Source organism: Stenotrophomonas maltophilia, assembly GCF_039555535.1.
In the GTDB taxonomy this organism is placed as follows: domain Bacteria; phylum Pseudomonadota; class Gammaproteobacteria; order Xanthomonadales; family Xanthomonadaceae; genus Stenotrophomonas; species Stenotrophomonas maltophilia_Q.
On the sequence record NZ_CP154630.1, the window covers coordinates 2289586 to 2313780 of the forward strand.

The window sequence follows — 24195 nt, forward strand, 5'->3', positions numbered from 1 at the left end:
CGTACCAAGGGGATTGACCACGCAGAAATCGGGGCTCAGGCTAAGTCACACTTATGGTCACCCAACGCCAACTGCCATCGCTTGCCGCCATCCGTGCCTTCGAGGCGGCGGCGCGACTGGGCAGCTTCGCGCGCGCCGCCGAAGAGCTTGACACCAGTGCGGCGTCGGTGAGCTACCACGTGCGGCGGCTGGAGGCCCAGACCGGGATCTGCCTGTTCCTGCGCCACGCACAGCACGTGGAACTGACGGTGGCGGGTGCCAGCGTCGCCCAGGAGGCCACCCGGGCATTCGATGCACTGCGCGCCAGCTTCATGCGCGCCGCTGACAGGGATGCGGCGCGACTGCGCCTGTCCGTGCTGCCGACGCTGGGCACCAGTTGGCTGACGCCGCGGCTGGGCACGTTCCGCGCCCGCCACCGGCAATTCGTGCTGGAACTGGACCTGTCGGCAGCGCCGCAGGATCTGGCCGCCGGCCACTTCGACGCCGCCATCCGCAATGGCCAGGGCGAATGGCCGGGTCTTCAGGCAACTCCCTTGTTTCCCAGCGTGTTCACACCGTTGTGTGCGCCGGCGCTGCTGCACGAGGCGCGTGGGCTGGGCAGCAGCGCGCTGGAGATTCCCCTGCTCGGGCGGCCGGACTGGTGGGCCCTGTGGTTTGCCGCGCACGGGCACCATCCACCGCCGGCACCGGAGAGTTTCGTCGCGCCCTTTGCCGTCGAGCATCTGGATGTCGGCGCCGCGATCGCCGGGCAAGGCATCGCCATTGGTTCGCCGATCCTGTTCCAGGCCGAGCTGGACAGCGGGCGGCTGGTGCAGGCGCATCCGGGCGTGGCCAGCGACGGTCGCGGCTTCTGGTTCGTGGCACCCACGGCGCGAGGTGGCAGTGCCAAGGTCATTGCATTCCGTGACTGGCTGGTCGAGCAGGCCGCCGAGGCGCGGCACGCAGCCCGCCATTACTTGGCCCGGGCGGTAATGCCATGAACCAGAGCCCTGAACTGCTGCGGCGCCTGCTGCGTGCCAAGGACCGGATGGATCGGGCCAGCCATGAGGAATGGCCCGTCGCGCGCCTGGCCGAGGTCAGTGCGGTGTCGCCGGCGCACTTCGCCCGCTCGTTCAAGCAGGCCTTCGGGCTGCCACCGCACCGCTATCTCCTCAGCCGGCGCATCGAACGGGCCGTGGCGATGTTGCGTGACACCGAGTTGCCGGTCACCGAAATTGCCGCGCAGACAGGGTGGAGCAGCCTGGGTACCTTCGGCCGCATCTTCCGTGACATCACCGGTGACAGCCCGGGCAATGTGCGTGAGCGTGAGCGTGCGGGTCAGGCGGCGTCGGCCAGCGTGCCGGAATGCCATGCACGCGCCGCGCAGCGCCCGGACCTGAAGATCGCAGTTTTGGAGAAGCGCCGCCGCGAGGCGGTTGCTAACGTGGACCCTACCTGAGGGAGGTCCCATGACGAACACTGTGAACACGGTCGGCCTGTATGTGCGCGACCAGGATGAGGCGCTGGCGTTCTACGTCGGCAAGCTCGGTTTCGAAGTGCATACCGACGTGCGCAATGGCAGCTACCGCTGGCTGACGGTACGCAGCCCGGGCCAGGACGGTTTCCAGCTGGGCCTGTTCGTGCCGGGCCCGCCCACCCACGATGCGGCCACCGCGCTTTCGCTGCAGCAGCTGGTAGCCAAGGGCGCAATGCCGCCCCTGGTGCTGGCGGTCGATGACTGCCAGGCACGCTACACGCAATGGCTGGCACAGGGCGTTGAATTCACCCAGCAGCCGATCGAGCGCTATGGCGCCGTCGACGCCGGATTCCGCGACCCATCGGGCAATGGCTGGAAGATGATCGAAGCCCGTTCCGAAGCGAGGCGCCGGCAATGAGCCGCGGTGGCTGGGCACGGCCCGTGCATCGTTGGACCTCGATCGTGTTCACCCTGGCGGTGATCGCCAACTTCGCCGTACGTGGGCTGGGCCAGGGCGAACCGGCGGCGTGGATCACCTATTCGCCGTTGCCGCCCTTGTTCCTGCAGCTGTTCACCGGGTTGTACCTGTTCGTGCTGCACTACAACGGCAGGTGCCGCAGCGCCGGGCAGGGCACTGCGGGTTGACGCTGGGTCAGGCGGCAGCGTCGGCGGCGTAGGCCGCCAGCAGCGCGGGAAGGTCTTCCATGCGCTGGAAGATCACCTGGGCACCGGCTGCGCGCAGCGCCTCGGGCGTGCTGTGGTGCGGGCCGCCCTCGCTGAAGCCGAACACGGTGGCGCCTGCCGCCACACCGGCGGTCGCACCGGTCACGGTGTCTTCGATGACCGCGCAGCGCTTCGGATCCACGCCCAGCGCGGCAGCGGCCGCCAGGTAGACGTCCGGGTGCGGCTTGGTGTTGGGCATGTCCTGGCCGCTGTAGACGTGGTCGCCGAAGGCATCGAGGATGCCGACCTTGCCCAGCTGCAGCTGCACCTTGTGCAGATCGGCGCCGGAAGCGCAGGCAATCCGCCCTTCGGTCGCAACTGCGATCGCACGCACCGCTTCCGGCGCGCCCTGGATCGCCTGCAGGTCACGCTCCAGGGCGATGTTGCGCTGCTGGCGGAATTCCTCCAGCCATTCCTCGGTGAACGGCTTGCCGGTGCGTTCTTCGATCAGTCCGGCCAGGTGGGCAACGGATTGGCCAAGGAAGACTTCCCCCGCCTGCGCTGGAGTCAATGGCCAGCCACGTTCGGTCAGCATCTCGGAGAGGACGCGGGCGACCAGTGGCTCGGAATCGACCAGTACGCCGTCGCAGTCGAACAGCACGGCATCGAAGGGGAAATGGGACATCTACAGCTCCAGAGGGCAATGCGGTGGTGCAATTGCCCGCCATTTTCCCACAGCCATCCTTGCGTGGCACCCGGACCGGGTGCCACCCATTCCCGGCAGGCCGGTCAGCCCAGGTCACACCCCGCCGGCTGGGGCCAGGTGGTGGCCGGCAGCATGTTCTTCAGCGAGGCAGGTGCGTTGATCGCCACGTAGCTGGCACCCAGCAGCTCCTCCAGATCGGCGATGGTCACCAGGTAGCTGTCCAGGCTGCCCAGGTTCGCTTCATTGGGGATGATCCAGCTGATCGCCTTGGCCGTGCCGGTGTTCGGATCGCGGGTGATGATCGTCTTCCAGAAGAACTCCGGCGTCGGGATGCCGTGGCTGGAAAGGAAATAGTCGTTGGCGGCGTCGCCGTAGACGACGCCACCGTAGACATCCACCGGCGCGATGTCACGATAGCACTCGGCCACGTTCTCGGCCTTCACCCAGATGCCCTGGTTGAAGCTGGACACCTGCGGGACGATGTTGGTCATGTAGTTGGCGCGGCGGATGTACGTCGCGTTGTAGTCCATGTGGTTGGACGTCACCAGATGGCCCCGGTCATAGCCGGACTTGATGCTGGCGTAGGAGGCGGTGCTGGTCTGCCCGAGGCAGCCGGCCGGCAGGTCCGGGTCCTTGTAGAAGCTGGACGGCCGCGCGGCCGAACCAGTGTCTGCGGTCAGGGTGTATTCGTAGCGGGTGGCGCTGTGGATGCTGCAATCGTAGGTAAGCACGAAGCCGCCCTTGTTGAGGGTGACGACCTGGGCCTGGGCAGCGCCGGCGAAGGCACTGAGGACGAGCGCGAAGAAGAAGCTTGCAAGGCGCATTGCGGTTCTCCAGCAGAAGTTCAGGGCGCAGCCGTCCGCCACGGCCTGGCAGGGCGAGGTCATGGGGAGACGGTGCGGAGTGGGTGCAGCGGATTGCGGTGGGACGTGGCCGCGTTGTTGGGCTGTGGAGGCCCTGCGGTGTCGTAAGCGTCACAAGCTGTCGTCTTTCGGTCAACGACGAAAAGACGAAGCTGTGACCGCGCGCAAGCACTGGAGAGGTGTCAGATCACACGGCACGTGGGTGACATACGCGGGTGCTAGGGCGTTGTAGCGCAGGCGGTGTACGACTCGATATCCTGCGCAGCAGGACCGGGAGCCATGGGATCGGGCAAGGCGAATGATCAACAGTGAACTGCTTGCAGGGGCCGCTGCTGCCGCCCTGATCGGGATTGCAATCGTGGCCGCGCTGCGTCGACAGAGACGCCCGCCACATCGCAGTTTCAAGTGTGGGCGCTGCGGCAACGCCGCCCTCCATGACGAACGTACCCGTGGCGCCTGGCGCGCCGGCAAGCAGCGCTTCTACTGCAGCGCCTGTCATGCCGCCTGGCTGCGATCGCATCCACAGACTTCCGCGCCGCACCGCGGGGCGTCCGGATGCCTGGGCGTCGTTGGCACACTTGCATTGATGCCACTTGCAGGCCTGGTGGCGTGGGTGATCCACCGCGCCTGAATGTGATCGTGCATCGATCCAACCGGGCGCCGGGTTCGAAAGCGTCATGCTGCGTCGCAAGGTGCCACCCACCATTCGCACTGGTACGGTCCGACCCGTTGCACCACCACCGACGGGGAGAGACCACGATGCGCAAGGTAGTGCTGCTGTTGATCCTGCTGACCGGGCTGGCGCCCACCGCTTGGGCGGCCACGGTCAAGACCACCCATCGCACCATTCCCAGCTGGGATGGAACGCCTCTCGGGGCCTTCGTCATCGAACCGCAGGACGCGGGCAGCGGACGGCATCCGCTGCTGGTGATGCCCAGCAGCTGGGCCGTGCCCAGCGTGGAGTACGTGGGCGTGGCGCAGTCACTGGCCCGGCGCGGCTATGTAGTCATCAGCTACAGTTCGCGTGGCTTCTGGGAGTCCGGCGGCAGCATCGACATCGCCGGGCCGGCCACGGTCGAGGATGTCAGTGCGCTGATTGACTGGGCGCTGGACAACACCCGGGCCGATCCCACCCGTGTTGGCGTCTCGGGCATCTCGTACGGCGCCGGCACCAGCCTGCTGGCCGCGGCGCGCGACCCGCGCATCAAGGCGGTGGCGGCACTGAGTGGCTGGGCCGACCTGCAGGCCTCGCTGTACAGCAACGATACCCCCAGCGCACAGGGCATCGCGCTGCTGGTGGCCGCCGGCCTGGCCACTGGCCGTCCGGGAACGGAACTGGCCACCATCAACCGCAATGTGCTGGTGGGCAACTACCAGGGTGCTGTGGACTCACTGTTGCCTGTGGCGGCGCAGCGCAGCCCCGGGGCCAGCATCGATGAGATCAACGCCAACCTGCCGGCGGTGTTCCTGGCCAACGCCTTCAACGACAGCCTGTTCCCGCCGGGCCAGCTGGTGGACTTCTTCAACCGCCTGAAGGGCCCCAAGCAGCTGCAGCTGCGCCATGGCGACCACGCGCTCAACGAAGCCTTTGGCGCACTGGGCATTCCCAACGAGGTCTACGACGCGGTTGGCGACTGGTTCGACCACTACCTCAAGGGTGAAGCCAATGGCATCGACCGGCAGCCTGCGGTGCAGCTGAAGTCGCAGAAGGGCAGCTGGAGCACGTATCCGAACTGGCAGGCGACCAATGCCGGCGCCATCAGCTATGCGCTGACCGCGCCCAAAGGGCTGCTGCTGCCCACCGGCGGCCTGGGAGAGAGCGGAAGCAGTACCGGCTGGAACTACCGTATCGGTAGTGGCCTGCTGACCGCTGCCAATTCGGGCGTGGCGATGGCCTCCGGCGCGCTGCAGATGATCAATCTGCCGCCAGGCGCCTATGTTCCGTTCGTGGGCCGCAACGCGGCCGGCGTCTGGCAGGGGCCGGTCCAGTGGAGTGCGCGACGCCTGGACGGCGCGCCGGAGGTGCGCCTGACCGTCACGCCCAGCCGCGCCGACACCACGCTGTATGCCTATCTGTACGCCGAGGATGTGCTGGGCAACGGCCAGCTGATCAGCCACAAGCCGTACACGCTGCGCGGCGCCACGCCGGGCCAGCCGAAGACGCTGGACCTGCGCCTGGAAGCGAGCAGCTGGAACATTCCGGCTGGCAGCCGCCTGACCCTGGTGGTTGATACGGTGGATCTGCGCTATTCCGGCATCAGCCAGTTGGGCGGCACGGTGACCTTCAGTTCACCAGCCAACGCGCCTTCGGTGCTGAAGGTGCCGTTGCATTGAGGCCAGAAGCCAGGGCCGTCGCCCGATGCCAAGTCGAGCGGCGGCTGTTTCCTGATGGGGTCAGTTGCTGCGCGCCCGGGCGGCCGCCGCGTTCGCGCGATTGATGCGATCCAGTCTTTCCTGTTTTTCGTATGCGTCCTTGGCGTCCATCACGCCACTGGCAGCATGCAACCACCCGCTGGTGGTGCACCCGGAAAGCAGAAGAGTGCAGGCGAGAGCAGAGGCGGCGAGGGTGACTTTCATCTGGATTCCTTGAGGCAACGGTCGCTCCCACGGATCTGAGCGCCTACGCGCATCGGGCGGGAGCGTCGCAAGGCTACTTCACGATGGCTTAACTTTGTGCGACCGACTGACTGGATTTATTTGTATGTTCAATTGGTTGGCGCCCATTTCCTGGCGTGGACAGCAGGCCGGATACGTTTCACGGGAGTCGCGGATGTCTGCAACGACGATGCTGGTCGCGGTACTGCTCGGTACCTCCGCAACGGTAGTCCCGCCCATCGATTGGCCTGACGTGCTGCAGAAGGATCTGGATGCAGCCGACGCGGCCATGCGCGGCAGCCATCCGGGCGCCGTGGATCTGCGGAATCCTGGTTTCGGCGCGCAGCTGGATGAAGCATTGGCCCTTGCGCGCTCGCGCACGGATCGGGTCTCCAGCTACCAGGGTTACTGGTGGGCGATGAAGGGCTATGCGGCGTCCTTCAACGATGGGCATGTCAGCCTCAACGCACTTCCCGGCGCGCCCGTGCTTCCAGCGCAGTGGCCCGGGTTCCTGACCGGTTTCGACGGCGATGCGCAGGTGGTCATGACCGTGGGCGGTGGTCCGGGCCACCCGCCGCTGGGGGCTCGATTGCTGTCCTGTGACGGCATCGATGCGCAGACGCTGGCTGCGCGCCGGGTGGGTGACTTCAGTGGGCGCTGGAACCTGCAGGCCAGCCGCATCCAGGGTGGCGGCGAAGTGCTGCTGGAGCAGGGCAATCCGTTCGTGCCAAGGTTACGCAGCTGCATTTTCCGTGTGAATGGTCGAGAGCAGGCCCATTCGCTACGTTGGACGCCAATCGATCCGGCAGCCCGGAAGGAACGCCTGGCCGATACCCGTCGCAGCTTCCGCCCGGCCAATGGCTGGCACATCATGCCCGACGGCGGCTACTGGATCACCACCAGCAGCTTCAATGCCGACCCTACGGAGCAGAACTTCAAGGAACTGACCGCGCTGCTCGAGCAGCTTGCTCCAAAAGCCGAAGCGCTGCAGCGGGCACCGTCGGTCGTGCTGGATGTACGTGGCAACAGTGGCGGTGCTTCGCAATGGAGCATCGAACTGGCGCGATTGATCTGGGGCCGTGCCGCCGTGGACGGGCTGTCCGATCCCAGCTGGGTGGAGTGGCGGACCTCCGAGGCCAACATTGCCCAGTTGCGCAGCTTCCTGCAGAAGCTGGTGCGGGCGTCCGACGCATCGCCAGAGCTGCGTCGCATGCTGGAATCGGTGACGACGGGCATGGCACAGGCACGCGGCCGGGGTGAGGCAGTGTGGCGCGAGCCATCCGATACCAGGGCAGATACAGCATCAACCGCAGGCCCGGCAGCACCGCTGCGCAAGGGCAGGGTGGTGGTCGTGGCCGATGCGTCCTGCGGCTCGGCCTGCCTCGATGCACTCGATCTGTGGAAACGGCTGGGCGCGATGCAGGTCGGCGTCGAGACTTCGGCCGACAGCCTCTACATGGATGTCAGGCCGGAGCGGCTGCCGAGCGGACTGGCCAGGATTTCCGTACCGATGAAGGTTTTCCGAGGCCGGGTGCGCGGTTCCAATGAACCGCATGCTCCGGATCGTCGCTTTGACGGCGACATGCGGGACACACGCGCACTGGAAGCGTGGCTGCTGGCGCTGTGAGGACGCGCCTGCCCATGACACGGAATTCCCACGTGCTGTTGCCGGACGCAACGCTGGGTCAGCGCAGGTCCGGTGGATTCATCGAAGCGTCGCGGACAGAGGGATCACCGGCGTCCGGTGTCAGGCGCGCCTCGATGTCTGGTGGAAACCGCGGAATCCTGCTGGTCTGCATCACCACCCAGCGCATGATCGTGTGCAGGTAGTTGAGTGGCAGCATCGTGAGCCACATGAAACCCGGGAGCTGCGCGTCTTCGGCGAAGATGCGCTCCTTGCCGGACGCGAAGCTCTCGCGCTTGCCGTCCAGCGGCATGCAGTAGCGCACCGCGTCCACGACGGCTGCCGGTCCTTCTTCCATGTAGCGCCGCAGGAACTCCCAGTGGGCATGTGCGTTCTCGATGCGAGAGGTCGCGATGCAGAACGCGAACGTCTCCCGTACTGTGACGCCATCCGCGTCCAGGATCAGTCCGCGTACATCCCAGTTGTACCATCCGAAGGTTCCGGTTCCGCGGCCAAGCGTGAAATAGACCTGGTCCCAGGGCACGCTGAGGGTGGTGCCATCCAGCCCGAACACGTGTATCTGCCGGTGCTTGCGATCGAGCGCGATCGGATAGTAGGTCCAGCGGAACAGCTCGAGGCAGGCCACCCAGATGCTCGCTGCAGTGAAGGCGGCCAGCATCGCCATGCCGATGAATATCGCCTCCCACAGGCCATTTTCGTTGGGTAGCCTGTTCACGATCAGCAACCAGAGCAGCATCAGCACGCCGCCCAGCCCGAAGGCAATGCCGATCGCGCCCAGCAGGGCTGCAAAGCCACGCGCGGCGAACCAGCGATCCACCGAAACCAGGCAGTTCGAATTCATCTTCACCACGCACAGATGCGCCAACGGCACGACATCCAACCGCTTCTTCTGCAGCAGGCGGTGCTCGCGATCAAACGCATTCAGCGGGCGGTTGTTGGGAAACTTGCGCGTGTATCCGGTGTAATCCATGGGCGATCCCTGCGCGATTCCAGCGCCCGTTGGATTCTAGCGGGATTCTCCTGGGGGGGGGGGATCAGCGACGAACGTCGAACGGATGGCTCTCCATCAGTGCCCGGACTTCAGCTTCGCGGGCAGGGCTGAAGTCGCCGGGAATGGCGTGCTTCAACGCGCCCGCGGCCAGTCCGAAGCGGACGGTGCTTTCTGCGTCTAGACCGGACAGCAATCCGTGCAGGACGCCGGCGGCAAAGGCATCGCCACCGCCGATGCGATCAACGATGCCGGGCAGCGGCCTCGGAGCGGCCTGCGCGCGGGTTTCATCGCGTCCCAGCAGCAGCGCACCGAGCACGTGATGGTCGGCGCTGATCACCTCGCGCTGGGTGCAGGCCAGCCACCGCAGGTGCGGGAACGCAGAAAAGGCAGCGGCCGCAGCGGCCTCGGTTCGAGCGACCGCATCGTCCTGCGGGAAGCGCAGCCCCAGCACCAGTTCGATGTCCCGATGATCGGCAAAGAGAATGTCGGTCTCGGCGAACAGCTCGCGCAGGATCGGCGCTGCATCGCCATCCCAGCGTTGCCACAATGAGGGACGGTAATTGCCGTCGAACGACACCTGCACACCGGCCGCGCGAGCCGCACGCACGGCACCCAGCACCGACTCGGCCACGTTGGCGCCCAGCGCCGGGCTGACGCCCGAAACATGCAGCAGGTGCGCGCCGGAAAGCAGGGCGGGCCACGCATGATCTTCGGCGCTGCTGTTTGCGAATGCAGAACCGGCGCGGTCATACACCACTTCACTGGCGCGCTGCACCGCACCGGTCGCCAGGAAGTACAGGCCCATGCGGTGACCCTCCACTTCACGCACGCCGGCCACGCCCACGCCATGCCGCCGCAGCTCGGCCACGGCGTGCCGGCCCAGCGCGCTAGCGGGTACCGTGCTGACCATCTGCACATCGTGGCCCAGGCAGGCCAGCGAGACCGCCACATTGGCCTCGGCGCCTCCCACATGAACCTGCAGCTGCGGCGTCTGCAGCAGCAGTTCACGACCGCGGGCGCCCAGGCGCAGCAGCAACTCACCGAAACAAACGACGCGGCTCATCGGTTCTCTCTCACTCGGAGGTGGTGCAGCCCAGCATGCGCATATCGATGGCATCGGCCATGCGCCGGTAGCCTTCGTCGTTGGGATGCAGATGGTCGCGGGTGATCTCGTTGGGCAACGACTCGGCGCCCTTCGGGTCACGCAGCGCGGCATCGAAATCGATGATGCCGTCGAAGCCGCTGTTGCCGCCGCGTGCCCACTGGTTGATCGCGGTGCGGGTCGCTGCGGACACGGGCTCGTAGCGCTCGGAACCGCCGAACGGGGTCAACGTACCCAGCCAGGCGCGGATGCCGTGCGCATGCAGCCGCGCCGCAACCTGCTGATAGCCCAGCAGCATGTCCGCCGCATTGCGTCCAGGCAGCGGCTGCGCGCCACCACCGTGGCGGATGTCATTGATGCCTTCGAACAGGATCACCTGATCGGCATCAGCCACCGCGATCACATCGCGATCCAATCGTGACAGCGCACTGTGGCTGCGGCCATGGTCAAGCAATTTGTTGCCGCTGATGCCCTGGTTGAGCACCACGAAGCGGTTGGGGCAGGCCTGCTGCAGGCGCTGCGCCAACCGCTCCGGCCACTGGTTGAAGGTGCCGCGACGTGCGGTGGCGCCTTCGGTGATGGAATCGCCCAGCGCCACGATTACCTGGGGACGATCATCACGCTGCACCATCACTGCCGAGAACACGTTCTGCTGGTAGCTCAGCCGCACGCTGTCGGCAACGGTTGCCTGCCTGCCGTCCGCTACCCGCAGCTCGGTGCGGCGCACGGCGGGACGGGTGGGCTGCGGGAAATAGGCACTCACGCTGATTTCCTGCAGCGCCGCCACCGGCATCCGCACCGGGTCGCTCAGCAGCGCGGCCCCGACCGGCACCTCGATGATCGCGCGGCCGTCCACCGTTACCGGCAGTGGCGCGGCCTTGCTGTTCTTCATTCCCACGCGCAGGTCCTCGACGCGCAGGGGCGCCGTGCCGAGTTCGTTGCTGATGCGCAGCCGCAGCGCATCGCCACGGCTGCCAATGCGCATGTCCTGGCGCACGGTCTGTGCGGCGAACTGTACCGGCGCATCGGACGTTCCGTCCTTGCGGTCGGGCGCGGGCGCGGCCGTCCAGGCAGTGACCCACACGGGTGCGGCCCACGCAGCGGGCGCCGTCATGGCGGAGCAGAGCATCAATGAAAACAGAAGTGTCCAGCGCTGCATGGGCAGGAGTCCGGTCAGGTGTCAGGAGAAGTAAGTGCCGCCGTTGACGTCCAGATTCGCGCCGGTGATGAACGCGGCCGCATCCGAGGCCAGGAACACCGCAGCGTCGGCAGCTTCGTCCGGCGCCCCCTGGCGGCGCAACGGGGTGGCGCCGGCAACGGCCGTGCGTACTTCCGGCTTGGTGAATTCGTCGTGGAAGCGGGTGGCGATCATGCCGCAGCACAGCGCGTTCACGCGGATGCCCTTCGGCCCCAGCTCCTTGGCCATGGCGCGGGTGAAGGTCATCACCGCCGCCTTGGCGGTGGCGTAGATCGATGCGCCCGGGCCGCCGCCATCACGGCCTGCCTGCGAGGCGAAGTTGACGATGGCCGCGCCTTCGCGCATGTGCGGCACCACTGCGTGGGTGGTGAGGTAGGTCGAGGTCAGGTTCAGGTCCATCACGGTGTGGAAGAACACCGGGTCGATGTCGGCCAGCGGCCGGCGCTGCACCATGCCACCGGCCACGTTCACCAACAGGTCGATGCGCTCGCCGAACGCGGCCTGTGCCGCAGCGACCAGGCCGGCGACGGCCGTGGCGTCGGTGACGTCGGCGCGATGCACGATGGCCTGGCCACCGGCCGCATGGATCTGTGCCAGCGTTTCCTGGGCACTGGCCTCATCATTGGCGTAGTTGATGCAGACGCGTGCGCCGGCGGCAGCCAGCTTGATCGAAACGGCGCGACCGATATCGCGGCCACCGCCGGTGACAATGGCCACCTTGTCCTGGAACGACATGCGGAAAACTCCTTGGTTTGCGCGGGAATTGAAGAGAGATGCAGGCTCAACCGCCGCGGCGGTCGAGCTTGTGGATAGGCCCGGTCCACCACCACAGCGCAGCAAGCGACAGCGGCACCAGCGCGGCAACGAGGATGAAGATCGGGGCGTAGGAGTGGCGGGTCAGCACCGGCACCAGCCAAGTGGTGATCAAGGTGCCGGCTACTGCGGCCAGGCCCCCCAGGCCCGCCAGCGTGCCCACCGAGCGGCCGTCGAACAGATCGCCGGGAAGGGTCTGGATGTTGCCGATGGCCACCTGGAAGCCGAACAGCACCGCAGCGATTGCCAGCACCGCCAGCAGCGGCTGGTTGGCCAGCACGGCACCCAGCAGGGCAGGAGCCATGACCACGCAGCCCAGCGTTATGGACAGCTTGCGGGCGCGGTCCACGCTGTGCCCGGCGTGGATCATCCGCCCGGAGAGCCAGCCGCCGCTGAGGCTGCCCAGCATCGCGCCGACAAACGGCACCCAGGCGAACAGGCCGATCTGCTTGATGTCGAAGCCGAAGGTTTCAGCCAGGTAGATCGGCAGCCAGGACACGAACAGCCACCAGATCGGGTCCAGCAGGAAGCGGCAGGCGAGCATGCCCCAGCTCTGCCGGTGGGCCAGCAGCTCACGAACGCTGGCCTTCGGCGCCACCACCGCCTTTTGCCCGGCCTGGTCTTCCTGGATCAGCCGGCGCTCGGCATCGCTCACCCACGGATGCTTGTCCGGGCCGGCGCGGTAGACAAACAGCCACGGCAGCAGCCACAGGAAACCGATTGCACCGACCAGCACGAAGGTGCCGCGCCAGCCCAGCCACAAGTAGAGGCCGGCGATGGCCGGTGCGGAGACGATCGCCCCGATCGACGCACCTGCGTTGAACACGCCCTGCGCCAATGCGCGCTCGCGCGCCGGGAACCACTCGGCATTGGCCTTCACCGCGCCCGGCCACGCGCCTGCTTCGCTGATGCCGAGCATCGCCCGCACCAGGCCGAAGGACAGCATCGAATGGGTGACCGAATGCAGGGCGATGGAGATCGACCACACGCTGATCGACAACGCGAAACCCAGGCGCGTGCCGATCATGTCGAACAACCGCCCGAACAGGAACTGGCCGGCGGCGTAGAACAGCATGAACACCGTCACCAGCAGGGCGTAGTCATCCTTGGTCGCCCCCACTTCCTTGGCGATTTCCGGCCACATCACCGCCAGTGCATTGCGGTCGATGTAGTTGATGACCGTGGCCACGGCAATCAGGCCCACGATCAGCCAGCGCACTGCTGAACGCACCGGCACCTTGCGCAGCTGGGCCACCACCGCAGGGCCGTTCATTTTGCGTCACCCTTGCTGCGGTCCATGCGCGCGTGGCTGCCGCTCCAGCGGTAGGCATGGCCGTCCACGGTCACGCTGTGCTCGCCCTTGGCGCTGCTGTCATCGGACACGCCCAGCGCGATGCGCGCTCCACTGGCAAGGCGCAGTTCGATCACCTCGGCATCGCTGCCGCGGGTGCACACGATGTCCTTGATGCGGCTGTCGGCGCCGTGCACGTACTCGGCGGTGCCGTTGTACTCGCCATGCGGCTCCAGCACGCTGAAGAAGGTCACGTCCTTCTGGCCTTCCACGCGTTGCAGCAGGGCCGGCTCGCGGCGCAGGTTGAACTCCGGATCGTTGGCGCCGCTTTCCACCAGCAGCGCCTGTGCAGGCGCACTGCTGCCGAAGCGGTAGGTGTAGAAGCGCCCATCCAGCAGCCAGGCCAGCGAACGCGGCGCGCTGCCGGGTTTGCTGCGTGCATCCAGCCACAGGTGCTGGTAGCCGTTGTCCTTGCCCAGCACCGGGCGCTGGGCGGGGAAGTGTTCGGCCTCGAAGCCGGTGGTGACGATGTGGCCATTGAAGTGCAGCGGCAGGTCGTAGCGCGCGGCCTTGTCCCCGTGCACCTTCAGCAGGTCCAGCACCACCGGCAGGCCCAGGTCGGGGTGGCGCAGCAGCGCCTGGGTGCGGGTGAATACCACGCCGGGATAGGCATCGCTCATCGTTGCCGAGGCAATCTGGGTATCGGCATCGGCCTGGAAGAAGCGCACCTGCGGGGCGTGCTCCTCGCCGCGCTTCCAGTCACCCTTGAAGTGGCTCTGCTCGTCCACCACCAGGGTGTTGTGGGCCACGGTCTGTTTGGCCCAGCTGCGGTTCTCCGGCAGGTAGATGCCACCGCGCTTGGCTTCCACGTTGAGGAAGCGTGCTGCACCGTAGTCGGTCACCACCGGATTGCCGTTGTCGTAGAACAGCCAGTTGAGCTTATCGAAGTGGCCATGGCCCATGCCCTGCATCGTGTCCTTCTGCACCAGTGCCTGGCCGCGTTCGCCGTTCATGCGCAGGATCGCCAAGCCGCCGCGTTCGCCGTCGGGGCCATCGCGCAGCAACATCGGCCGGTAGTCGAAGGGCCTGGCCTTGTTCGCGGCCAGTGCCTGCGCCACCTGCAGGCCGTCGGGTGACAACAGCAGGCGTTTCTGCTGCTGGGCCACCGACAGCAGGCGGTCATCGCCGGTGCGCGCATAGGCGATGCCGATGCCGGCCACCAGCTCTTCGGTGTCGACGCCCTTGTCCAGGATGGCGTCGTTGATCGGGAAGAACAGGCCGTTGTAGCTGGACTGCACCAGCACATCCACGGCCTTCAACAGCACGCCGTCGCGGCGCGCGAATATCTTCCGCTGCGGTTCGTTGCGTTCGATGGCATTGGCGAAAAGCAGGAACGGCGCCAGTGCGTAGCGCTGGTAGTAGGGGCCTTCCTCGTAGTAACCATCGGGCGAGAACAGCAGGTCGATCTGCCGCAGGAAGCCGAACCGGTCATCTTTCTGGCTGCCCCGCAGGGACTTCTCCACGAGTTCCTGGTCGCGCAGCACGTAGCCGGTCATGCCGGTGGCGGCCACCGCCCAGGTGGCGTGGTTGTGGATCTGGTCGTAGTTCTTCGGCTCGCTGACGAGGAACTCGGCCATCGGCCGGAACACCTTCGATTCGATGGTGTCGCGGTCCCCGATGGACAGTGCGTCATGGATCGCGTCGTAGCCCTGGATGGCGTTGACCAGCCATACCGAATCGTTGAGCACCTGCCAGAACACGCGCCCGGGGATCTGCCCACGGCCTTCCGGGTGCGGGCCCAGCGCCGGGTAGAGGCGGGCATACTGCAGCAGCATGTCGCGCGCATAGTCCACGTAGGCCCTGTCGCCGGTCAGCCGGTACAGCGTGCCCGCCGCCAGCAGCGCCTGGTAGTTGCGCTTGTGCTGTTCATGGGTGCGCCCGCCGCCCTTGTCCTTGGGTACCGGCACGTCGATACCGGCCTTCATCATCTTCTTCAGCGTCGCCTCGGTGCGCGCCTGTTCCTTGGAAAACCACGGGTAGCGGCGCCCTTCGCTGGCCATCTGCTGCCACTGTGCGGCGGTGACCAGCACCGGCGCGGCCTCGGCCTGTCGCACGGCAGCAGCGGGGGCTGCGAACAGCGATGCGCTCGGCAGCAGGGCGAAGGGGGCGGCCAAGGCCAGGGAAACGAACAGCGGCTGCAACCTCATCGATCAACTCCATTGCGGGTGCGTGACAGGGCAACTTCGCCCACCTTGGGATACCAGTCGACGCCGATCGCCTCGCGCGCGGTCATCGCCAGGGCAGGATCGGCACCCACGGCGGGCATGGCAGGCGTGGCCACCCACAATCCGCTGGCAGCCTGCTGCAGGCTGACGGCTCGGCTCTCTACGCCTCCCGGGAACACGGTGCTGGCTGCCGGCGACTGCACGTTGCCGCTGAAGTCGATGCCGGCCAGCGAACTGGCGGTATTGGGCGGGTTGCTGCTAGTGCGGTTGACGATCAGGTTGCCAGTGAAGCGGCTGTTGCTGGCGGCAACCACGATGCCCTTGGTTTCATCATGGCCGACACCGAAACTGATTTTCGCCACGTCCACGAAGGTGTTGCGGCTGATCGTGGCATTCACCACCGGCGCATAGCCGGACAGCGGCGGACTGGCCTGCGCATCCATCACCGCCAGTGCCGAACGGTTGCTGGACCCGGCCAGCCGTTCGAAGTAGTTGTTGCTGACGGTCTGGTCGGCGTTGATGATGCGTACGCCGCCGGTGCCGGCCTTGTCATCGCCGAGGAAGACGTTGTCGATCACCCGGTTGCCGTTGCCATGGCGTAGGGTCAGCGCGCCGGCCGAACGGTAGAACACGTTGCCGCGGTAAGTGTTGCCGCCGGACTTGTTGCTGATGATCTCGGTCTCGCCGTCGCAGCCTTCGAACCAGTTGTTCTCCACCGTGCTGTTGGAATCGCTCAGTGAGCTGTCGCTGGTGCCGACGCGGATCGTTTCACCACCGTTGACGCCCAGCGACGGGCGCGGCCCGAACCAGTTGTGGTCGATGCGGTGCTGGTTGTCCAGGCCCTGGGTGGCATCGCGCACCACCACCACGGTCGGCCCGGCGTTGGTCTTGCCGCGCAACTGGCTGTGATCCAACCGGTTGTTGCTGCCATACAGCGATACCCAGTAGTCCTGGTCGCTGGCATCCGGGTTGGTGTAGTCATCGATCACCAGGCCGGTGACGCGACTGTTGCTGGCGACGGCCTTGCTCGACTCGCGGAACGCGACCACTGCATCACCCGGCGTATAGCCGTTGCGGAACACCAGGTTGGACACCTGCAGGTAGTTCCCCGCCAGGCGCAGGTCCGAGCGCCCGCTGAGGACGACCTTGCCGGCGGTCTGCGCGCGCAGCACGATCGGCGCGGCTGCCGTGCCCTGGGCCTTCAGCAGCAACCGGGCGTCGGTCCAGATGCCGTCAGCCAACACGATCTCATCGCCGGGCTGCAGCGCCGAGGCGGCGGTAGCGAACTCAGCGACATCGTGGACGAGCCAGCTGGCTGCACTTGCTGCTGAAGTGGTCAGGCACATGGCCAGACCAGTGGCCAGGCAAAACAGTGATGAATTGTTGTGCGGGTGACGCGCCAGCGAGTGAATGCGCATGAAATCCTTCCAGGGACGGCCCGGCCGTCGTTTCAGGGTGGGTCTGCATACCACTTTCGGGCCTGTTGTAAGCCAGCTTTCGCGCAAAGTCATGCTGCAGAAGCACATTAAATTGCGATCAACTGGTATGGATAAAAGGCATTTGCGCAGTGACATACCAATTGGTTGACATTTTCATGTCGACGTGCCGAAGCTGCGTCCCACGCCTGGCATGCAGGCGATCCTTTGGGAGGAGGAAACCATGCGGCGACCCGCCGGAGCAGTGCACAGCATCTCGTTGTCCCCCACACCCCTGATCGTGGCGCTGCTCGCCGTGCTGGCGGGCCTGCCCACGGCCCAGGCGCAATCCAGCAGGGACGCGGCAGGGCAGGATCCCACCACGCTGGACCAGGTGCAGGTCACCGGCATCCGCGAGTCGATGCAGAGTTCGATCAACAAGAAGCGCGACGACACGGTCATTGCTGACGTGCTCTCGGCCGATGACATCGGCGATCTGCCGGCGCCCTCGCTGGCCGACGCGATCGAAACCCTGACCGGCGCCGCTTCGACCCGCGACAAGACCGGGGCCTCGGAAATTTCCATCCGTGGCCTGGGCGCCTTCCTCAGCAGCACCAACTTCAACGGTCGCGAGATCACCAACGGCAGCGGCGACCGCTCGGTGAACTTCAACATGTTCCCCGCCGAGCTGATCAATACGGTCGCCATCTACAAGACCTAGCGCGCCGACATCATCGAAGGCGGCGTGGCCGGCACCATCGGCCTGGAAACGGTGCGCCCACTGGAGTACGGCAAGCGGGCGGCGCAGATCGATCTGCGTGGCAGCTGGGCCGAGTATGACAAGAAGTACCGCGACGACGACGGCATCGGCTACCGCGGCACCGCCAGCTACATCGACCAGTTCGAATTCGGCAACGGACAGAAGCTGGGCATTTCGCTGGGTTTCCAGCGCCTGGATGGTACTGATCCGGAAGAGAGCATCACCAGCGGTTCCACCTGGTATGCCTGCGATGGCACGCAGAACGTGGGCAATGCCAACTGCAATGAAGTGTCCGCGCAGGCCATCGCCAACGGCGCGCCGTACTACCTGGTGCCAAGCAGCCGCATCTACCGGCTCAAGCAGGAGCGCAACGACCGCCAGAGCGAGTTCGCCGCACTGCAGTGGCGGCCCAATGACGTGGTTGAAGTGAATCTCGACTTCGAACACACCGAGCGCAACTGGTACGAGAACCGCAGCGATCTGAGCCTGTCCAACGCACGTCGCGGCATCACCCAGCGCGACGTGGACGCAGAGGGCATCGTGCGCCACCTGCATGGCAGCACCTCGATCGACTCCACCTCCAACCGCTACTGGCGTGGCGAGGAATACACCGGGGGTGGCCTGAACCTGATCCTGCGACCGACCCCGGCCTGGGAGCTGTCCACCGATCTTTCGTACTCGCACACCAATCGCCTCGATAGCGAGCGCATGACCCGCCTGCGCGCGAACCAGCGCGACGTCAACAATGCCGCCGTGCCCGGCATCAGCAGTGGTGCCACCGGCTACGTGGACTATGACTGGGACTGGCACGGCGAAGTGCCCAGTGTTGCGCTGGCGCCGAACTTCGACCCCACCAACTGGGACGCCTACACCGGGGCGGCGCGGGTGACCTCAAGCGCAACGGAGAACGACCACAGGATCAAGGCCGGCCGCTTCGATGCCAGTTTCATGCCCGAGTCCGGTTTCTTCAGCCGCATCAAGGGCGGCGTGCGCGCCAGCCAGGCCGACTACCGCCTGCGCGACAATACCCTGGTCACCGACTACGACCAGCGCGTGGCGGCCGACAAGGCGAAGATCATCGCCGCCAACCAGGCCTGCCGCGCACCGTTCCCCCAGGATGACTTCATGGATGCCGCCAGCGGCAACACGATCTCCTCGTGGGCGTACTTCGATCCGGACTGCCTGTACCAGTCGTTCCGCGGCAGCCTCGACAGCGGCCTGGATCCGGGTTTCCAGGATCCGAACAATGTCGACATCACCGAGAAGACACGCGCGCTCTATCTGATGGGTGAGTTCAGCAGCAGCCTGTTCGGCTTGCCGGTGACCGGCAACCTTGGCCTGCGCTGGGTCAAGACCGATGTTCGCTCCGAAGGCGTGCGTACCGGCCTGCGTATCGAGGACAACGGTGACGGGACGATCCGCCTGCAACCCACCGGCGAGTACAGCACGCAGGTGTTCAAGGCGGGCAACGACAAGCTGCTGCCCAGCCTCAACGCGGCTTTTGAACTGCGCCCGGACGTGTTGCTGCGGGTGGGTGCATATCGCGCGATGTCACGGCCGGATATCGCCGCGCTGGGTGCCGGGCGCACCATCAACGTGAGCAGTGATGCCACCTACGGCAATCTGGCCGACGCGCTGGATGACATCAGCGCCAGTGGCAACCCGGCGGCACAGCCGCTGATGTCCTGGAACGGCGACCTTTCCCTGGAGTGGTACCCGAACCCGGACACGATGCTGGCCGGCGCGGTGTACTGGAAGCAGTTCAACGGCGGCACCGCCATCGCGCTGGTGCCTGAAACCTACACCATCGACGGCCGGAGCGTGACCGTGCCGGTGCGGCAGCAGGTGACCACCGACGAGGACAGCACGCTGACCGGCTTCGAGCTGACCGCCACCCATCGACTGTCGTACCTGCTCAAGCCGTTCGACGGGCTGGGCTTCAAGGTCAGCTACAACTACGCCGATGCCGACTACCAGACCCAGGACTCGCGACTGGGCGAGCAGCTGGCCAGTGACGGCACGATCATTCCGGCCATCGTGCCGCCGGCGGGTCTCAGCGGCTTCTCACGGCACGTGCTGTCCGGCTCGATCTACTGGGACGTCGGGCGCTTCAACATCCAGGCCATCGGCAAGTTCCGCTCGCACTACTACCAGGACTTCACCGGCAACACCGCGCAGCAGAACCGCTACTACGATGGCAACACCAGCGTGGACCTGCGCCTGCGCTACCGGGTGAACAAGCAGTTGTCGCTGTCGCTGGAGCTGATGAACCTGACCAACGAGCCGCGCGTGGCCTACCAGCCGCTTTATGGCAACTTCCGCGAAGTGGTGACCTACGGGCGGCGTGCGTATTTCGGTGTACGATACAAGTTCTGAACAGGGCGGCGCGGCCAGTGGTCGCGCCGTCGCTCCAACCGGACCCTTGCCGGCCGCGGTGGCAGGGCAGGGACCCGGAAGGAATCGCCAAGGGTCAGCCGCATGTCCGCCAACCGCCTTTACCAGACCATCGCTGCCAAGCTCCGCAAGCTGATCGAGGACGGCGAATTCCCGCCGGGCTCGCGCTTGCCAGGTGAGCGTGAGCTGGCCGAACGGTTCGGTGTCAGCCGGGTGACCATCCGCGAGGCTGAAATTGCCCTGGAGGCCCAGGGCTGGATCGCGATCCGCATTGGCTCGGGCGTGCATGTGAAGCCGCGCCCGACGCAGGTTCCGGGTGGACTGCCGGATGTCAGTGCGTTCGACCTTACCGCTGCGCGCGCGGTATTCGAGGCCGAGGCCGCCGCTCTGGCGGCAAGCAATCTGGATGATGCCGGCATTGCCGAGCTGCAGGCGCTGGCCGAAGCGCTGTGCCGTCGCGACCTGAGCGACGCGGAAGCCGGCGAGTACGACCGCCGTTTCCACCTGGCCATCGCACGGCTTTCCGGCAATCCGGTGGTGGAATTCTTCGTGCAGCAGATCTGGCGCATGCGCAGCGAACTGCCGCGGGTGACCGAGGTCTATGCCCGGGTCTGCCATGATGATGGCGCCAACCGCGCCGACGAGCACATGGCCATCTTCGAAGCATTGCGCGCGCGTGATCCGATGGCCGCACGCAATGCCATGCGCCATCACTTCCAGCGCCTGTTCGAAGCCATGCTGCAGGCGACCGAAAGCCAGGCGCTGGAGGAGATCCGTCGCCGCACGCAGCAGGACCGCGAACGGTTCATGGCCACGACGCGGATCTGAGTGCCGCGTTCAACACAATCGGCGCTGCGACCTTCAGCAGGGCAGATCGCGCTCGACGCCTGATGGATATGAGAAATGGGCATGACTGCGGCGATGCCCAGCGTGTCCGCAATGCCTACACTGCCCCCGGGTCATACACGGCCCGTTGAGAAAGCTGCATACACACAAGGAGCAGGGTATGAAGTTCTCGCTGTTGGGCGCGGCGCTGCCATTGGTGCTGGCACTGAGTGGAGTCCCCGGGGGAAGCGTCAATGCAGGACCGATCGCGGGCACCGCGACCGCCACTGTGGTTGCGAAGGCCACGTACGCGTCGGATTCGCTGGAGGCCGGCTACATCGTCGATTGGATCAAACGGAATTCGCCCGCCTACGCGCCGGCGTTGCAGACGGGTGAACTGGCCATCTCGCACAGCTATCAGTCTGCTGGCAGTCTCAAGCTGGCCGGTGCGGCGGGCCCGCCTGTTCCATTGCCTGCGCGTGGCGTGGAGGGCGAGGTCATCTCGATCTCCAATACCTTGCCGAGCGGCGCTTCCGAGTCGTGGACATACCGGTGGTCGAGCGGGGCGTGGAAGCTGATCAAGTACAGCTTTGATGCATGCCAGGGCCCCGCCAGCATCGGTGCGAAGGGATCCGACACGGCGATCGCTGCAAAGGGACCCTGCATCGACTGAGGGCGACCTGTGCTGGCAGAACAGCGCTGAGTCTGCTGCAGGAGAGTGGTGCCCCGGGAGATCATGGTCCCGGGGCGCCACTTCATACCTTGCCGTGCGAACATTGACCTCGGCGATCAGGCGGAGATCACCCACGGCCCGAGTCAGTCGCTGGGTCATGCAACCCACGCAGCTTCTTCTTGTTGATCTTACCCACGCTGGTGCGCTCGATCGCATCCACGAAATTGACCCGCTCCGGAATCGCATAGCGTGAGATATCCCCGGCGCGGCTGCGTGCTGCGACCAGTTCGATGATCTCCGCTTCGGCCACATGTTTTCCCGGCTTCCTGACCACCAGCGGCAATGGCCGCTCACCCCATTTCGTATCGGCGATACCGATCACCGCGACCTCGCTGACTGCCGGGTGCAGCGCGATGATGTCTTCCAGCGCAAGCGAGGAGATCCACTCGCCGCCGGTCTTGATCACATCCTTGATGCGATCGGTGACACGCAGGTAGCCACCTACGTCGATGTTGCCGATGTCTCCGGTGTGCAGGTAACCTCCCGCCCACAGCGTTGCCGAAGCCTCGGGATCGTGCAGGTAGCCCTGGGTCAGCCAAGGTGCACGCGCCACCACTTCGCCGGTGGCGACGCCATCGTGGACGACATCACCCATGTCCGGGTCGACGATGCGCAGATCCACCAGCGGCACCGGCAGCCCGGCCTTGGTCCGTAGTGACAGCACCTCATCGGCATCGGTCACGGTATCCACGTCGATCTGGGCGATGGTGAGCAACGGGCAGGTCTCGGACATGCCATAGCCGCCGAAGATGTCGATGCCCCGTGCCAATGCACGCTGCGCGAGCGCACGGGGCAGGGCGGCGCCGCCGATGATCACCTTCCAGCCCTGCAGATCGGCCTGCGCAGCGTCCGGGTGCTCCAGCAGCATGTGCAGGATGGTCGGCACGCAGTGCGAGAAGGTCACCTTCTCGCGGGCGATCAGTGCCAGCAGGTTGGCGGGGAGATAGCGGCCCGGGTAGACCTGCTTGATGCCCATCAGCGTGGCCACGTAGGGCAGGCCCCACGCGTGCACATGGAACATCGGGGTGATCGGCATGTAGACGTCGTCGCGGTGCAGCCGTCCCTGGCTGGGCGCACTGCCGAGGGCAGCCATCCCCGCCAGTGAATGCAGGACCAGTTGCCGATGACTGAAGGAGACGCCCTTGGGCAAGCCGGTGGTGCCGGTGGTGTAGAACACTGTCGCGCGGGTGTTCTCGTCGAAATCAGGGTATTCACTGGCCGCTGCAGCGTCGCGCAGCCCGGCTTCGTACTCGGCGACGAAACCGGCTGGCAGCGGACCATGGGTATCTTCCATCAGGATGCGCGTGCGTAGATCGGGTAGCTGTCCGTCGATTCCATCCAACAGCGGCAGGAACTCGCGATTGACCAGCAGCACCCGTGCACCGCTGTGATTCAGTGTGTAGGCAATCTGCTCCGGTGCCAGGCGCACGTTCACCATCATCAGCACCGCACCGATCATTGGTACCGCGAAGTAGGCTTCCAGGTAGCGGTTGCTGTCCCAGTCCATGACCGCCACCGTATCGCCATGCTTCACGCCCAGCGAGGTCAGCAGCCCCGCCAGCTGGCCGATGCGGGCATGCAGGGTGCGGTAGTCGTAGCGGACCGTATCGCCGTAGACGATCTCCTGCCCGGGGGACACCGCCAGGGGTGTCAGCAGCAGTTGCTTGATCAACAGCGGATAGGCAGCGGCATCGGTAGCGGGGGCGGATGGCATGAGGGTTCCTCGTGGCAGCATGTCGGTGGCCGGTCTTCTCCTGGCCACACTAGCCATCCCTCCCGCCCGTACCAGCGTACCTAGGTACCTGTGCCCAGCCGCGGGCGATTTGCTAATCTCGCCTGGACATGCCGACCCTGCTCATCGCCGACGACCATCCCTTGTTCCGCGCGGCGCTGCATCGCGCGGCCGAAGAGGCGGTCGCCGACCTGCAGATCTGCGAAGCCGATTCGCTGGACAGCGTGCTCGATGCGCTTGAGGGGCAGTCGATCGACCTGATGCTGCTGGACCTGCACATGCCGGGCAACCACGGGCTTGCAGGCCTGGCGACCATTCGTGCGTTGCAGCCGGGGTTGGCGATCATCATCGTCTCGGCCAATGAGGAACCGCAGGTGATCCGGCGTGCCATCGACCTCGGTGCGGCCGGTTACCTGCCCAAGAGTTCGGGCCTGCACGAGCTGCAGGCAGCGCTGCAGTCGGTACTGGAGGGCGAACGCTGGATTCCGGCCCTGCTGCGGGAGCCAGTGGCGCGCGTGGCGCCGTTCAGCAGGGACGCCGACCTGGCCGCGCGCCTGGCCAGCCTTTCCGCGCACCAGTACAAGGTACTGGGCCTGGTGGCCGAAGGGCTGCTCAACAAGCAGATCGCGGACCGGCTCGGTGTGCAGCTGCGTACGGTCAAGGCACACATGACACGCATCATGGGGCGGCTGGGGGTGCGCAACCGCGCGCAGGCCATCCGCGTACTGCACGAAATGGGACTGGCCGATCCATCCCGGCAGATCGAAGAAGCGCCCGGGCCCTGATGG

General features: G+C 66.0%; 20 protein-coding genes and 1 pseudogene. 10 read left to right on the forward strand and 11 right to left on the reverse strand.

The window, feature by feature from the left end; all coding sequences use genetic code 11:
- Positions 1-53: 53 nt before the first annotated feature.
- From AASM09_RS10585 to AASM09_RS10600, 4 genes are read left to right on the forward strand one after another with little or no spacing between them, the layout of a single operon-like run.
- Positions 54-980, forward strand: a complete 927-nt coding sequence (locus tag AASM09_RS10585) for a LysR substrate-binding domain-containing protein (protein WP_049430433.1) — start codon at positions 54-56, stop codon at positions 978-980.
- Positions 977-1438 carry a helix-turn-helix domain-containing protein gene (locus tag AASM09_RS10590; protein ID WP_005409769.1) on the forward strand — a complete coding sequence of 154 codons (462 nt, stop codon included), beginning with the start codon at positions 977-979 and terminating at the stop codon, positions 1436-1438. The genes AASM09_RS10585 and AASM09_RS10590 overlap by 4 nt, the downstream gene beginning before the upstream one ends.
- 10 nt (positions 1439-1448) lie before the next feature.
- Positions 1449-1874: a VOC family protein gene (locus tag AASM09_RS10595; RefSeq protein ID WP_049430432.1), complete on the forward strand. Its 426-nt coding sequence runs from the start codon at positions 1449-1451 to the stop codon at positions 1872-1874.
- Entirely contained in the window at positions 1871-2101 is a 231-nt protein-coding gene (locus tag AASM09_RS10600) for a hypothetical protein (RefSeq protein ID WP_049430431.1), read from the forward strand. Before AASM09_RS10595 ends, AASM09_RS10600 begins: the two co-directional genes overlap by 4 nt.
- Positions 2102-2108: 7 nt before the next feature.
- Here AASM09_RS10600 and AASM09_RS10605 read toward each other — a convergent pair whose 3' ends face one another.
- Together AASM09_RS10605 and AASM09_RS10610 are read right to left on the reverse strand one after the other, a co-directional pair.
- Positions 2109-2804 carry an HAD family hydrolase gene (locus AASM09_RS10605; protein WP_049430430.1) on the reverse strand — a complete coding sequence of 232 codons (696 nt, stop codon included), beginning with the start codon at positions 2802-2804 and terminating at the stop codon, positions 2109-2111.
- 104 nt (positions 2805-2908) lie between these two features.
- Positions 2909-3649: a DNA/RNA non-specific endonuclease gene (locus AASM09_RS10610; protein WP_049430429.1), complete on the reverse strand. Its 741-nt coding sequence runs from the start codon at positions 3647-3649 to the stop codon at positions 2909-2911.
- A 798-nt stretch (positions 3650-4447) separates the two neighbouring features.
- Between AASM09_RS10610 and AASM09_RS10615 the strand changes: the two genes are divergently transcribed.
- Positions 4448-6022, forward strand: a complete 1575-nt coding sequence (locus AASM09_RS10615; protein ID WP_049430427.1) for a S15 peptidase family protein — start codon at positions 4448-4450, stop codon at positions 6020-6022.
- Between the two features lie 60 nt (positions 6023-6082).
- On the opposite strand, the gene AASM09_RS10620 is transcribed toward AASM09_RS10615, so the two are convergent.
- Positions 6083-6265: a hypothetical protein gene (locus tag AASM09_RS10620; RefSeq protein WP_049430425.1), complete on the reverse strand. Its 183-nt coding sequence runs from the start codon at positions 6263-6265 to the stop codon at positions 6083-6085.
- A 193-nt stretch (positions 6266-6458) separates the two neighbouring features.
- Between AASM09_RS10620 and AASM09_RS10625 the strand changes: the two genes are divergently transcribed.
- Positions 6459-7910, forward strand: coding sequence for a S41 family peptidase (locus AASM09_RS10625; RefSeq protein ID WP_100443843.1), 1452 nt, complete (start codon positions 6459-6461; stop codon positions 7908-7910).
- Between the two features lie 58 nt (positions 7911-7968).
- Here the strand turns inward: AASM09_RS10625 and AASM09_RS10630 are convergent, their stop codons facing one another.
- The 7 genes from AASM09_RS10630 to AASM09_RS10660 form a co-directional block, all read right to left on the reverse strand.
- Entirely contained in the window at positions 7969-8898 is a 930-nt protein-coding gene (locus tag AASM09_RS10630) for a DUF6708 domain-containing protein (protein WP_049430422.1), read from the reverse strand.
- Positions 8899-8962: 64 nt separating this feature from the next.
- Positions 8963-9982 carry a sugar kinase gene (locus AASM09_RS10635; RefSeq protein ID WP_049430419.1) on the reverse strand — a complete coding sequence of 340 codons (1020 nt, stop codon included), beginning with the start codon at positions 9980-9982 and terminating at the stop codon, positions 8963-8965.
- Between the two features lie 10 nt (positions 9983-9992).
- Positions 9993-11180 (reverse strand): GDSL-type esterase/lipase family protein, encoded by a 1188-nt coding sequence (locus AASM09_RS10640; protein ID WP_049430418.1) that lies wholly within the window; start codon positions 11178-11180, stop codon positions 9993-9995.
- A gap of 21 nt (positions 11181-11201) precedes the next feature.
- Positions 11202-11954: an SDR family NAD(P)-dependent oxidoreductase gene (locus tag AASM09_RS10645; protein WP_049430416.1), complete on the reverse strand. Its 753-nt coding sequence runs from the start codon at positions 11952-11954 to the stop codon at positions 11202-11204.
- A 46-nt stretch (positions 11955-12000) separates the two neighbouring features.
- Positions 12001-13305 (reverse strand): MFS transporter, encoded by a 1305-nt coding sequence (locus tag AASM09_RS10650; protein WP_100443845.1) that lies wholly within the window; start codon positions 13303-13305, stop codon positions 12001-12003.
- Entirely contained in the window at positions 13302-15530 is a 2229-nt protein-coding gene (locus tag AASM09_RS10655) for an oligoalginate lyase (protein ID WP_049430832.1), read from the reverse strand. Before AASM09_RS10655 ends, AASM09_RS10650 begins: the two co-directional genes overlap by 4 nt.
- Complete coding sequence (locus AASM09_RS10660; protein ID WP_049430829.1) at positions 15527-16966, reverse strand: polysaccharide lyase 6 family protein; 1440 nt, start codon at positions 16964-16966, stop codon at positions 15527-15529. Before AASM09_RS10660 ends, AASM09_RS10655 begins: the two co-directional genes overlap by 4 nt.
- Before the next feature lie 241 nt (positions 16967-17207).
- On the opposite strand from AASM09_RS10660, the pseudogene AASM09_RS10665 reads away from it, so the two are divergent.
- The 3 genes and pseudogenes from AASM09_RS10665 (at position 17208) to AASM09_RS10675 (ending at position 21615) form a co-directional block, all read left to right on the forward strand.
- A pseudogene (locus tag AASM09_RS10665) lies at positions 17208-20099 on the forward strand (TonB-dependent receptor).
- Between the two features lie 102 nt (positions 20100-20201).
- Positions 20202-20945 carry a FadR/GntR family transcriptional regulator gene (locus AASM09_RS10670; RefSeq protein WP_049430822.1) on the forward strand — a complete coding sequence of 248 codons (744 nt, stop codon included), beginning with the start codon at positions 20202-20204 and terminating at the stop codon, positions 20943-20945.
- A 178-nt stretch (positions 20946-21123) separates the two neighbouring features.
- Positions 21124-21615 carry a hypothetical protein gene (locus AASM09_RS10675; RefSeq protein WP_100443848.1) on the forward strand — a complete coding sequence of 164 codons (492 nt, stop codon included), beginning with the start codon at positions 21124-21126 and terminating at the stop codon, positions 21613-21615.
- A gap of 127 nt (positions 21616-21742) precedes the next feature.
- On the opposite strand, the gene AASM09_RS10680 is transcribed toward AASM09_RS10675, so the two are convergent.
- Complete coding sequence (locus AASM09_RS10680) at positions 21743-23389, reverse strand: fatty acid--CoA ligase (RefSeq protein ID WP_049430816.1); 1647 nt, start codon at positions 23387-23389, stop codon at positions 21743-21745.
- A gap of 128 nt (positions 23390-23517) precedes the next feature.
- On the opposite strand from AASM09_RS10680, the gene AASM09_RS10685 reads away from it, so the two are divergent.
- Positions 23518-24192 carry a response regulator transcription factor gene (locus tag AASM09_RS10685; RefSeq protein WP_049430814.1) on the forward strand — a complete coding sequence of 225 codons (675 nt, stop codon included), beginning with the start codon at positions 23518-23520 and terminating at the stop codon, positions 24190-24192.
- The last annotated feature ends 3 nt before the right edge of the window (positions 24193-24195 follow it).